The organism is Desulfofarcimen acetoxidans DSM 771 (assembly GCF_000024205.1).
GTDB classification, from domain to species: Bacteria; Bacillota; Desulfotomaculia; order Desulfotomaculales; family Desulfofarciminaceae; genus Desulfofarcimen; species Desulfofarcimen acetoxidans.
In genome coordinates this window covers 1767901-1779503 of sequence record NC_013216.1, presented here as the reverse complement: position 1 = coordinate 1779503, position 11603 = coordinate 1767901, and the positions used below count along the sequence as shown (strand labels likewise).

The 11603-nt window shown below is 42.7% G+C and carries 12 protein-coding genes and 1 riboswitch; of the genes, 2 read left to right on the top strand and 10 right to left on the bottom strand.

Annotated features, from left to right (window positions below; genetic code table 11):
- Positions 1 to 3 precede the first annotated feature (3 nt).
- Positions 4 to 1542, bottom strand: a complete 1539-nt coding sequence (locus DTOX_RS08265; protein WP_015757257.1) for a hypothetical protein — start codon at positions 1540 to 1542, stop codon at positions 4 to 6.
- Positions 1535 to 2620, bottom strand: coding sequence for a hypothetical protein (locus DTOX_RS08260; RefSeq protein ID WP_015757256.1), 1086 nt, complete (start codon positions 2618 to 2620; stop codon positions 1535 to 1537). Before DTOX_RS08260 ends, DTOX_RS08265 begins: the two co-directional genes overlap by 8 nt.
- 179 nt (positions 2621 to 2799) lie before the next feature.
- Between DTOX_RS08260 and DTOX_RS22905 the strand changes: the two genes are divergently transcribed.
- The gene (locus tag DTOX_RS22905) at positions 2800 to 2937 is read left to right on the top strand and encodes a hypothetical protein (RefSeq protein WP_157862879.1); all 138 of its coding nucleotides are present in this window, start codon (positions 2800 to 2802) and stop codon (positions 2935 to 2937) included.
- On the opposite strand, the gene DTOX_RS08255 is transcribed toward DTOX_RS22905, so the two are convergent.
- Positions 2906 to 3739 carry a deoxyribonuclease IV gene (locus DTOX_RS08255; protein WP_015757255.1) on the bottom strand — a complete coding sequence of 278 codons (834 nt, stop codon included), beginning with the start codon at positions 3737 to 3739 and terminating at the stop codon, positions 2906 to 2908. The genes DTOX_RS22905 and DTOX_RS08255 overlap by 32 nt on opposite strands.
- A 418-nt stretch (positions 3740 to 4157) precedes the next feature.
- Here DTOX_RS08255 and DTOX_RS08250 point away from each other — a divergent pair, with 418 nt between their 5' ends.
- Complete coding sequence (locus DTOX_RS08250; RefSeq protein ID WP_015757254.1) at positions 4158 to 4370, top strand: hypothetical protein; 213 nt, start codon at positions 4158 to 4160, stop codon at positions 4368 to 4370.
- A gap of 72 nt (positions 4371 to 4442) precedes the next feature.
- Here the strand turns inward: DTOX_RS08250 and DTOX_RS08245 are convergent, their stop codons facing one another.
- The 7 genes from DTOX_RS08245 to thiS form a co-directional block, all read right to left on the bottom strand.
- Entirely contained in the window at positions 4443 to 6134 is a 1692-nt protein-coding gene (locus DTOX_RS08245; protein ID WP_015757253.1) for a Na/Pi cotransporter family protein, read from the bottom strand.
- A gap of 272 nt (positions 6135 to 6406) precedes the next feature.
- The gene (thiC, locus tag DTOX_RS08240; protein WP_015757252.1) at positions 6407 to 7702 is read right to left on the bottom strand and encodes a phosphomethylpyrimidine synthase ThiC; all 1296 of its coding nucleotides are present in this window, start codon (positions 7700 to 7702) and stop codon (positions 6407 to 6409) included.
- A gap of 3 nt (positions 7703 to 7705) precedes the next feature.
- Positions 7706 to 8362, bottom strand: coding sequence for a thiamine phosphate synthase (thiE, locus tag DTOX_RS08235; RefSeq protein WP_015757251.1), 657 nt, complete (start codon positions 8360 to 8362; stop codon positions 7706 to 7708).
- A 177-nt stretch (positions 8363 to 8539) separates the two neighbouring features.
- Positions 8540 to 9163 carry a sulfur carrier protein ThiS adenylyltransferase ThiF gene (gene thiF / locus DTOX_RS08230; RefSeq protein WP_015757250.1) on the bottom strand — a complete coding sequence of 208 codons (624 nt, stop codon included), beginning with the start codon at positions 9161 to 9163 and terminating at the stop codon, positions 8540 to 8542.
- Between the two features lie 12 nt (positions 9164 to 9175).
- Positions 9176 to 10276 (bottom strand): 2-iminoacetate synthase ThiH, encoded by a 1101-nt coding sequence (gene thiH, locus DTOX_RS08225; protein ID WP_015757249.1) that lies wholly within the window; start codon positions 10274 to 10276, stop codon positions 9176 to 9178.
- A 21-nt stretch (positions 10277 to 10297) separates the two neighbouring features.
- On the bottom strand, positions 10298 to 11068 hold the full coding sequence (locus tag DTOX_RS08220; protein WP_042315587.1) for a thiazole synthase: 771 nt from the start codon (positions 11066 to 11068) through the stop codon (positions 10298 to 10300).
- Between the two features lie 4 nt (positions 11069 to 11072).
- Complete coding sequence (thiS, locus tag DTOX_RS08215; RefSeq protein ID WP_015757247.1) at positions 11073 to 11273, bottom strand: sulfur carrier protein ThiS; 201 nt, start codon at positions 11271 to 11273, stop codon at positions 11073 to 11075.
- A 214-nt stretch (positions 11274 to 11487) separates the two neighbouring features.
- Positions 11488 to 11586: riboswitch (TPP riboswitch) on the bottom strand.
- Between the last annotated feature and the right edge of the window lie 17 nt (positions 11587 to 11603).

Below are 11603 nucleotides of genomic sequence, written 5' to 3'. Positions count from 1 at the left end.
AAATTACAAAACATCGCTTAACGCCCGAAAAACAAAATTCGTCACCTGGCAGCCGTTAGCCAAAGTCAAAACATCCTCAGAACCGCATACCTCCAAAACACCCTTATCTGCCAGGTACTCGTTCTCTTTTAAATATTGCAGCAGCAAAAAAAGCAGGTTGGTACCTTCAGTTGAATCAAAGGTTTTTGATTCCATCTCTTCGGTTACTTCCATAGGCAAAGTGCCCGTCTGGTGCAATTGTACCAGAAAAGGATAAAAGTCAACCCGATTGATCAGGTCATCACAAGCAGCAGGTTCCATAGATTGCAGCACATCCAGCAAGGTGTAAGAGGTGCTTTTTTCCAGAGGTGACAGACAAATTTCTATATAATATCGAGTTCTCTTATCCCGCAATTCTTTTAATGCTTTTTCCCGCTTAAGTTGTTCCATGACCTCCTCCGGATCATAGTCGGAGACAACTTCTTCTTCCTGCTCCTCAACCGTTCTGGTAATCAAATTGGGCTCAAAAACCTTTTGCATGTCGAAATACTTAGGGGGTTTTGGCTTTAAAAGAGGGTGAATTAAGTGGCGCATGGTTTCCAGAGAAGCATTATTACTGATCACCCCATCCACCAGTTCCCTGTCAAAACTGATCTTGGTACGAAAGGCATGGGCAATATGCGACTCCATAGTCTCTTCCAGCACCATGCTTAAGTCAAGCTTTTCACTGAACAGCCTGGTATGCTCGTTTACAACAATATCCAGCCGCCGAGCCACTTCCAGTAATTGGGTTAAAGCCAACCTATCTTTTTCCCGCAGGTAGCGCGAGCGAATGTCCTGCTCAGTAGAGCGTACCAGTTCTTTTAATTCAGAAAAAACCTTTTTTTCATCCTGAAACTGCCGCTGTACCCGACCGACCAGTTGTTTATACCGATCTATGGAAACGGCGTGGACATCCCTCAATATTGCCCGCCGCATATCCTGCAAGGAACTGTATACCTTTTTCACCTGCAAATACAGGTCATCTACAGCTTGTAAAGCTCCGTCAAAAACCCGCCTTTCAATCTGCTGGCGCAGGTAAATCTGTGCAATCGTTACGCGCAGTTCCTGGTAAATCTCCCTTGTCTTAAACAATAAATCCAGACCCTCCTGGGAAAGCTTAAATTTAATCTTTCCTCCTATTTGGTAGCCGGCTATCTCTATCAGATGAAAGCGCAGTTTTTCAGAGCCGCCCGTTTCCAAATCTTTAAAGGGATGTTCAAACGGTTTGCCGTTATTGCGCAGTTGATCCAAAACAGTATAGGTAAGTTGCTCCGCTTCTTCACTGCTCAATTCTTTATTGTAATGACAGCGCATCACTTCCAACAGAAATTTGCTTATCCCTTCATGGTCACACTCACTGCGTCCCATCAGCATACTGTCGAGAATATACAAAAGTACCGCCAAACCAAGTGAAACAAGATCATATTCCTGGTATTTGCGCAAGCCTTTTAATTGCCAGATTGGCTCAAATACTGACAATGACTTTACTCTTGCTGAAAAATCACGCAGGCATTCATGCACCCCTGTCACACTCCTCCAGATAAAAAGGATAGGCTAAAGCTTCCTGCGGTATATACATAGATTGGCTTAAAACAGACAATATAACTTCTGTTTCCTCAGCAGAAAAATACTTTAAAAAGTTTTCTAAATGCAGGTCATTGAGCCGCTGTTTTTTAACCATGGGCCGGGGAGATATCTTCAATAAACCGCGGTAAAGAAACACAAAAGGAATTATCTTATATTCAGGATAAGCTTCCGCCAAGCCGCTATAAATTGAAATGCCCTCATAATCAAGGTCACCGAAATAATAAAGTGTAATACCCGTATCCCTGCAATCAGGAATCTCCTCCATAAACTTAAGGCTGTGCAATATCTTTTTGCCTTCGCCGTAAATAAGCATATCTAATTTTACACCATCAATGACTCTGGCTTGCCTGTCAGACAGGTCAAGTGCACTTTTCTGCCAGTTTCCTCCCCGGTTAAATATTTTTTTCAGTGTAAAAAAGCTGTCTTTGTTCTCTACTACCAGGCAGTTTAATGGGGATACGGTTTCATAAATAACATAGAAAAAAGGTTCAAAGGTGGGATAACAGCCCAGATCACCCCACTGTAGTCCGATCCTACGGCAAAACTCCTGCCCCCTCGCACTCGTTAGAAATTTTTCATCCCGGAAAATCTGATAGGATCTTTCGTTGACGGAAAAAGGAAGATTTAAGGTATCGTACATACCTGCATCTTTCAAAAAAGCATCCAGCATATCCAAGTATTCTATATCTTCGTCATGGCCAAGCGGGTGATTGCTGTAATAATCCGTGCATATCCTGGGATGGTAAGCAATCAATCGGTGTCTGTCAGTCTCCTTTTTCTCCTCACGGATATGATAGCGGTTGTACAACAGCGGTCTACGCCCGTTAGTGCCGGACGCTTTTACCGGCGTGAGCAGTCCCTCGGCGCAAAGATCTTCAATACAATCCGCCAGCGCCTCATATCCCCCATTTTCGATAAAGACACTCTTTTTTCTCACCATATCTTCCATGTAAGAAGTTTCAATTCTTTTTGTTTTATGGGTTATAATTATTTGCCTGAGTTTTGCCAGCACAGATAAGCCTCCATCACGATTATACTAAATAATTAGTTATTCTACCTATATCAGCAAATACCTATTTGAATTTTAAAATTTTTGTATTATATAATATTCGGATGTTGTTTAAGCAAAATATTATTACCGCTTGGAACCGGAATGGACCGAGACGGGGATATAGTTTATGATGCCTCTCTGTGGGTATAGCCGGCAGAACAATAGAATCTGCCGGGCTGGCTGCCGTAAGAGTTTTAGCTGATGCGGCGGAAAAGCAGGAGAACATTGCCCACGGAGCAGATGTACTCATTTGCCATAAACTTCTCTTAACAGTTTAATCTCTTGAGCATAGCCAGGTACATCATTGGGAGTTTCCAAATAAAAGGGTAGATTTCGCAACTGGGGGTGGTTGATGATATCGGCAATAGCCTCTGCTCCAATTGTTCCCGCCCCGATGAGAGCATGTCGATCCTTTTTACTGTTGAAAGAGGTCATACTATCATTCAAATGAATGGCTTTCAGGTTTTTTATCCCAATAGACTTATCAAATTGCTCCAATACCCCATCCAAATTGTTTACAATGTCATAGCCTGCAGAATAAACATGACAGGTATCCAAGCATACTCCCATCTTTTCAACCAAATTCACCTTTTTCAATATCTGACTGAGTTCATCAAAGCTGCTTCCTACTTCGCTGCCTTTTCCTGACATTGTCTCTAATAATACCGTTGTGGTCTGCTCTGACCACATTACCTGATTTAATAGCTCTGCAATAAAACCTATTCCTGCTTCTACTCCTTGCCCCACATGGCTGCCGGGATGAAAGTTATATAGATTGTTCGGTAAGTATTCCATTTTAGCCAGATCCTCCACCATTACTGCTCTGGCAAATTCCCTCAGGTACGGATCATTCGAACAAGGGTTCATTGTGTAAGGCGCATGGCCCAAAAGTGCGGCAAATTGATGCTCCTGCATTAAATCAAGCAGTGCAGCCACATCATTTACATCGATTTGTTTAGCTTTGCTTCCCCTTGGGTTACGAGTAAAAAATTGAAAGGTATTTGCCCCTATGCTTAAGGCTTGCAATCCCAAATGCTTATAGCCTTTTGACACAGATAAATGACAACCTATATTCAACATCAGTTTCTCCTCCTTTGAAGGGAAATTTCACTTTTTAACGTAATCATATTAATATCCTCTATGTGTTTTCCAGCCCTCTAATAAGCAATCTAATGACATCATCCATCCAGTCAGAAGCAATTGGTTCTTTCATTGCCTTTTTGCTGAAGCAGTTACTTACTGTCCTAATTAAAGTGCCAAACTAAAATTAAGAAATTCCATTATTTTCTGCATGATAATTCGAATAGCTATATTTTAGAACAAAAGACGCTGGCAAGAGAATTTCTATCTTCTCAACCAACGCATAAAAGCTTTGAAAAACCATATTATATAACTGATAGAGTATGTTATAATAAAGGCGGTATAAAAGCTTTTAATATTTAAGAAGTGCTCACACCTTCTTAATAAATTTTTTATTTATAGAAAGGAGTTAGCAAATATGTCTACCATAATAGATAATATTACAATTGATGAATATGGTCAAATTATGTTACCGTTGGAAGTTAATCAACAACTTAATTTAAAAAACAACGAATGGATCAAAGTGAATATTAAATCAGATCATATACTGTTGGTTCCCAGTAAACCTGGAATAGATGAGGAATTGCTTGATATTATTATGCATGAAGGTATATTAATAGATATAGAATAAATGATCTGGAAATGGTTAAAAAATAATGCTATTTACGAATAATCTCATAAATAGCAATTATCATTAGCAAAATCAACTTAAACTGGTGCCAATCTGCTCATAATCTTGTTTTAAACTACTGTTGATTTTAGCAAAATCAACATCTACCTCGAAAGAATCTGTTATCATAACATTGGCAATATTCTTAATATGCTCACTAATTCTTAAAAGAGCGTTAATTAAATCTAAATGAATCGAACTTGTTTCTATAGAACACTGAAACCCCTCACGCAAACGTTCAATATGACATTGACGAAAATGTTTTTCCAACTTAATTAATTCAGGTTGGATGTCAACCACATCACGGGCTAGGGTTAAATTATTTGTAGCAAGTGCAATACAAGCAAGGCGTGTAAGCTCACAAATTCTTTCATGCATTTCTATTAACTCCTGCCAACCTTTTTCGGAAAAATCAAAATTTGTTTGAAATTTGTTTTTGCAAAGATCAGTAATATACTTCTCAATAATATCACCGATATGTTCGAAGTCATTTACAATATTCATTAAACTCATAGAGCGATTAAAATCATTTTTAGTAAGTGGTTGGCGTAATATTTTTGCTAAGTATTGGCTCGTTTCCTTTGCCAATATATCTACATATTTTTCCTTTTTAAGCATTTCTTCTAAAAGATCGGGTTCATTCTTTTTAAAAACCTTTAAAATATCAATGATCATATCAAACACCTGATCAGATATGTGAATTATCTCTCTGGTGGCCAAGCCAATACCAATAACAGGTGATTTTATTAATTCCTCTTTAATGTATTGGGGACGAAACGCATTTTTTATTTCTTTCACTTCAGGGATAATTTTGTTTAAAAAAATTTGAAACTGTTTCAAAAACGGAAGGCAGATTATAACATCAAAAATATTATAAATTGTATGTGCATTAGCAACTTGATGCCCAGAGTTTACAGTTGTTTTAGCTATAAAGACAGCAAAAGGATGGACAAATGGAAGAAGTACAAATACACCAATTAATTTAAACATAATTTGAGCAATAGCTACTCGTTGTGATTCCCGAGAAGATCCGATACTATGCAATATCGCCGTGAAACAGGTACCAACATTGGCACCAAATAAAAAATAAATTGCATGTTCAATAGAAACAAGACCTTGCACTGCCAATAACATAATAATTCCAATAATTGCTGCACTGCTATGTACAAGGAAAGCAAATACTGCCGCTATGATCATTGATAATAATGGTTTACTGGCTAAAAACACAAGTATATTTTTAAGGTAGGGATCACTTCGTAAAGGATACATACAATCAGACATTATTTTTAATCCAAGAAACAGCAGCCCAAAACCCAAAATAGCCAAACCGTACTGTCGATACTTTAATCTTTTCGTAAAGAAAATAATCATCGCACCAACACCAACCAACGGAAGAGCAACTTCAGTCAGCTTAAAAGCAATTAATTGGGCAGTGACGGTTGTTCCAATACCAGCTCCCAGAAGTACACTTAATGTCTGTCCCAAAGTAATAATTGAAGCGCTGGTTAATCCCACTAAAATAACTGAAGTTGCCGTACTGCTTTGAAATAATATTGTAATAATAATCCCTAAAAACATACCTACAAATCTATTTCTTGTTAGATTGCTCAGTATTATTTTTAATTTCAATCCGGCTATTGTTTGCAAACTTTCGCTTAAAATTTGCATACCAAATAGTATAAGTCCCATTCCACCCAATATGCCTAACATAAACTGATTCCACACACAACCTCCCCCTTATGTTAATTTTATATTAACCTAATGTTAAAAAATATTAAATCTATGTTAACATAGATTTTCTAATTATTCAATTATTTTTTATTATTTTAATGATAAATATTTCTAATGCATATTAAGAAGCATATTTTGCTGGGGTCGAAAGATGAGTTATTTCCTGCCTGCAATTGTCAAATTTAATGTTTACAAAAAAGGGTGGTACCGGCAACACCGGTACCACCCTTTACTTTAAATATCATATACAGCACATTACTCTTACACTAAATAGGCTCCGACCCGTCCAACACCTTATTCATATTACGTACAGCACACATTTTGCCGCACATGGTGCAGGTGTCCTCGTTCTCAGGCTGGGATTGTGACCTGTAGTTCCTGGCCTTCTCCGGATCCAGGGCCAACTCAAACATTCTCTGCCAGTCCAAATTGCGCCTGGCTTCGCTCATATTATCATCCCACTGCCTGGCACAGGGAACTCCCTTGGCTATGTCGGCCGCGTGGGCAGCAATACGGGAGGCGATGATACCCTCTTTCATATCTTCCAGGGTGGGCAGCCGCAGGTGCTCCGCCGGAGTTACATAACAGAGGAAATCCGCCCCATTGGCAGCAGCGATGGCCCCGCCGATGGCACTGGTGATATGGTCGTAACCGGGAGCTACATCGGTAACCAGCGGTCCCAGGACGTAAAAAGGAGCACCGTGGCATAACTTCTTCTCCAAAAGCATGTTCGGGACAATTTCGTTTAAAGCCATATGACCGGGTCCTTCTATCATCACCTGAACATCTTTCTCCCAGGCCCGCTTAGTCAATTCACCAAGAATAATCAATTCCTGAATCTGGCTGGCATCAGTAGCATCTTTAATACTGCCCGGCCGGCAGGCATCACCCAGGCTGATAGTGACATCATACTTTCTGAAAATATCCAGAAGTTCGTCATAATACTCAAAGAAAGGGTTTTCTCGATCATTAAGTTCCATCCAGGCATAAAGCAATGCCCCACCTCTGGAAACAATATTGGTCAAACGCGGGTTTTTCTTGAACCGGCCGGCAGTCTCCCGATTAATCCCTGCGTGTACGGTCATAAAGTCAACCCCGTCCTGGGCATGTTTCTCAGCCACTCCCAGAAACTCCCCGGCTGTTATTTCTTTCAATTCCTTATCGTAAAAACCGACAGCATCATAGACAGGCACGGTGCCAACAGCCGCCGGTGATATTTCCACCAGTCTGCGCCTAAATTCTTCGGTTTTTCCGTAACAGCTAAGATCCATAATGGCATCCGCCTGCAGTTCAATGGCACGCCGAACCTTTTCCATCTCAGACTCAATACTGCAGCAGTCTTTGGAGACACCTAGATTAACGTTAATTTTTGTTTTTAAGCCCTGCCCAATCCCGCAAGCTTTTAGGGAAGTATGATTTTTATTGGCGGGTATAACCACCTTACCCTCCGCGATCAGTTCCCGCAAAACTGATACATCCATTAACTCCTTGCGAGCCACCTCTTCCATTTCCCCGGTGACAATTCCTTGACGGGCAGCGTCCATTTGAGTAGTATAATTCAAGGGCTAAACCTCCTTCCGGCTGAGAATTGCTTTAAGAGCGCTCACCTTACCGCGTATATCCCCAGCTCCTACAATTTCTGTTACCAATGCAACGCACCTGGCGCCCCTGCTGCTTACCTCGGCCAAATTATGTTCCTTAATCCCGCCGATGGCCACAAAGGGCAGCCTGATATTGTCTGCCACATATTCCAGGTATTCCAGTCCTACCGGATCACAAACATCTTTTTTAGTTCTGGTGGCAAAAATAGGTCCCACACCGATATAATCTACCCCGGCTTTCACCGCGGCATCTGCCTGCTCGGGACAATGAGTGGAAAGACCTATAAGCATCTGCTCACCCACCAGTTGTCTGACTTGTTCCGGGGGCAAATCATCCTGTCCCAGATGCACCCCGTCAGCATCCACCAGAAGGGCCAGGTCAACATGATCGTTAACGATAAAGGCAACCCCCACCTGCCTGGTCATCTCCCTGATTTTCAGGCACTCTTCATATTTTTCACGGGTTTTCTTTTCTTTCTCACGGTACTGTATAAGCTTAATCCCGGAATCAATCATCATGGACACCACCTCAAGGTTGCTCCTGCCCAGAGAATACTCTTCAGCTGTGATGCCGTAAATATCCGTTTGCAAAAGTTCGGCCAAACCGCGCCTAGACACCATTAAAATCACCCCCGCAACAATCTCTCCAAGAAAGTCGCCTGAAGCGACTTTCGAGCAGCCGCAATCACTCGTGCTGCACCAAAAACAGACTCAGAAATACCATTTTCATTCTACATGATGCTGCAGAAATCTCGTTGAAAATTATGCTGTACTAACCTTAAATTATCCACAGATCAATCATAAACATAATTTGTCGGAGCGCAAAAAATAACTTAAAACTATATCAGCCTGTTTGGCCGCTGCCACGTTAACACCCGGGGCCAGTACAGGACAGCCGGGAGCAGCCTCCGAAACCAGATCTCCTACCAGGTAGAAATTATTTTTCACCCGGCAAATTTTGATATCGTCAATTCTACCCCATCCTGCCACGCCTGATGCCGCCACCAGGAGCTTACCCGTGTTCAGAATGGCCTCCACAAGCATTTTTTTAGACCCAGCCAGATCCAAAGCTTCTACCACTGCATCGCAGTCAGCAAAAATTTCACCGGCATTCTCCTGCTCAATCCTTTCCGGCATAATCTCTATTTCCAGTTTAGGATTAATTAATAGCAGGTTTTCCTTCAGGGCATCCACCTTTTGACGGCCAACCTGGGCAGCAAAGAAAAATTGGCGGTTTAAATTGCTGTATTCCACCAGGTCAAAATCTACCAGCCTGAGCCTTTTAAACCCACTCCGGACCAGAAACAGGGCACAGTTGGAACCAAGCCCGCCGGCCCCGGCTATGCCGACCTTGACTCTTTGAATTCTGGCCAGGTTATCCCGGCCCAAGCTTTTAGCCAGTGATCTTTCAAAAGCATTCATTATTATTCACCGTCAAAACGACTGCCAATCTTTATAGACCGGCTGGTAACCAACAGAGTAAAGCATGTCCGCCATCTCCACCACATTGCGCTCATCAGATATCTCAAACTGGCCGGTGGATTCCTGATCAGACCGCCCACCCACAGCAGTACAAGAACCGGCCGACATTTTGGTCGCGCCCAGCCGCACAAGATGATCCCGCAATTCTGCCCTCTCTCTGGTGGAAACAGTAATACCGCCGCGCGGCATAAAGAGCCGGAAGGCCAGTAGGTACTGCACCAGGTTTTGATCGCTCACTTCAACTCTGGGTTGAAAGCCCCCCAGGTGAGGGCGCATCCGCGGCGGCGATATGCTGACCTCAACATCCGTAAAATTTTTCTGGAGATAATCAGCATGCAGACCTGTGAAAAAAGCCTCGCTTCGCCAGTCATGCAGTCCCAGTAAGGCGCCCACATTAACTGTCCTCACTCCTGCCCGGCAGGCCCGCTCCGGAGCATCCAACCGGAAGCGGTAATTTCGTTTCGGCCCACCCGGATGCAGTTCGGCATAAACCTCCTCGTTATATACCTCCTGGTACATAGTCAAACCGTCCACCCCGGCAGCAATAAGCTCGGCATACTCGTCTTCTTCCAGTGGATAAATTTCTATGCTGACAGAAGTAAAATATTTTTTCAGCACCTCGACACAATCTCTGATATAGGAAACCGGGGATTCCTGCCTGGACTCTCCGGTAAGAATGAGTATATGCTTTAGACCGGTAGCTGCAATAATTTTAGCTTCCTTTTCCACTTCGGCGGGAGAAAGTTTCTTTCTTTCCAGCCTATTATGAACCTGAAACCCGCAGTACACACACTGATTGACACAATAGTTGGCCAGGTACATGGGAGTAAAAAGGAAAATTACCCTGCCAAAGTGCTGAACAGTAAGGCGGTGAGCTTTTTGAGCCATTTCCTCCAGAAAATTTTCCGCCCGGGGAGACAGCAGCGCCAGGTAATCTCTTTCATTAAGGCGGTGCTGGGCTATAATTCTTTTAATCCCGGCGTCAGTAACTTGTTTAAAAAAGAGTTCAAAATCAAAGTTCTCATACCTTTGGAGTTCTCCGTAAAAACTCACAGCACTCATCCTTTTTATTTATTAATCCCTTAAAAAGCCTGTCAGTGGTGAAGAAGATCGGGCATAATCTAAAGTTTCACCCGGTCCCGCCAGGCAGGCGATACGGCCGGCCCGAACAGCCAGGCCAAAGGCACTGGCCATCACCACCGGGTCACCCGCCGTGGCAACCGCCGTATTTACAAGCACTGCAGCGGCACCCATTTCCATAGCTTCCGCGGCTTCAGAAGGCCTTCCGATTCCTGCGTCTACAATAATGGGTAAAGCTATCTCTTCGATTAAAATCTTTATCAGTTCCTTTGTTTTCAAGCCCCGATTACTGCCGATAGGAGCACCCAGCGGCATTACCGCCGCCGCGCCCACCTCCGCCAGTTTTTTGGCCACCATCAAATCCGGGCTCATATAGGGAAGAACGACAAATCCTTCAGCGGCCAGGATTTCAGTGGCCTTAATCGTCTCATAATTATCCGGCAGCAGATACCTGTTGTCCGAGATTACTTCAATCTTAATCCAGTTGCCGCAGCCTGCCGCCCTGGCCAACCTGGCAATCCGAACCGCTTCCCCGGCGTTTCTGGCCCCCGAAGTATTGGGCATTAAGATACAATCTTTGGGCACGTAAGCAGCAATATTCTCTTCTTCGTAATCAAGGTCAACCCGCCTTAAAGCTACAGTTACCACCTGGGCACCCGAAGCCTCAACAACTTGAGGAATCAGCCTGTTAGATGAAAACTTACCTGTACCCAGAAACAGCCGACTGCTTATTTCCTGTCCGCCAATTTTTAAAATATCTCTCACCTGCTTAACCTCCTCCAACAAATCTTAAGATCTCCAGCCGGTCATTTTCTTTAAGAACAATACCGGCCAACTGTTCTTTCTTAACCAACTCCCGGTTATATTCTACAACCACAGTATCAGGGTTAAGTCCTTTTAAATTGATAAGCTCTGCCACCGTCAGGCTTTCCTTAAAAAACTCTTCTTTTCCGTTTAAGTTGAATTTCAAACAACACCACCCCCAACAGGAAATTCGCCTCAAGCAACTTTCGATGCTTCCATAGACACTTTGCAGTCTAGAAAAATGCAATAACTAACCTTGCAAAAGTGTTTTCATTTTCATGCTATTCTGTGAGTTAATACTCATGAAAGTTTCTTAGAGAATAAAAAAAGCCTGCCTGAAGAGGTAAGCTTTAGTTACTAATGAGAACGTGTTCAACCTTACAACACAGTTCCAGCTTCCCTACGATGGAATTACCCAAATCAGGTTCAGAGGGTTGAGATCACTCTCTCTCAGCCACGCGGCACCCCTAGCCAACTATTTAGTTTATGATTAAGA

Excerpts from the sequence above, each read along its gene's own strand:
- DTOX_RS08255 (WP_015757255.1), bottom strand. The coding sequence starts at position 3,739 with ATGTTGAATATAGGTTGTCATTTATCTGTGTCAAAAGGCTATAAGCAT.
- thiE (WP_015757251.1), bottom strand. The coding sequence starts at position 8,362 with ATGGTGTCTAGGCGCGGTTTGGCCGAACTTTTGCAAACGGATATTTAC.
- DTOX_RS08250 (WP_015757254.1), top strand. The coding sequence starts at position 4,158 with ATGTCTACCATAATAGATAATATTACAATTGATGAATATGGTCAAATT.
- thiF (WP_015757250.1), bottom strand. The coding sequence starts at position 9,163 with ATGAATGCTTTTGAAAGATCACTGGCTAAAAGCTTGGGCCGGGATAAC.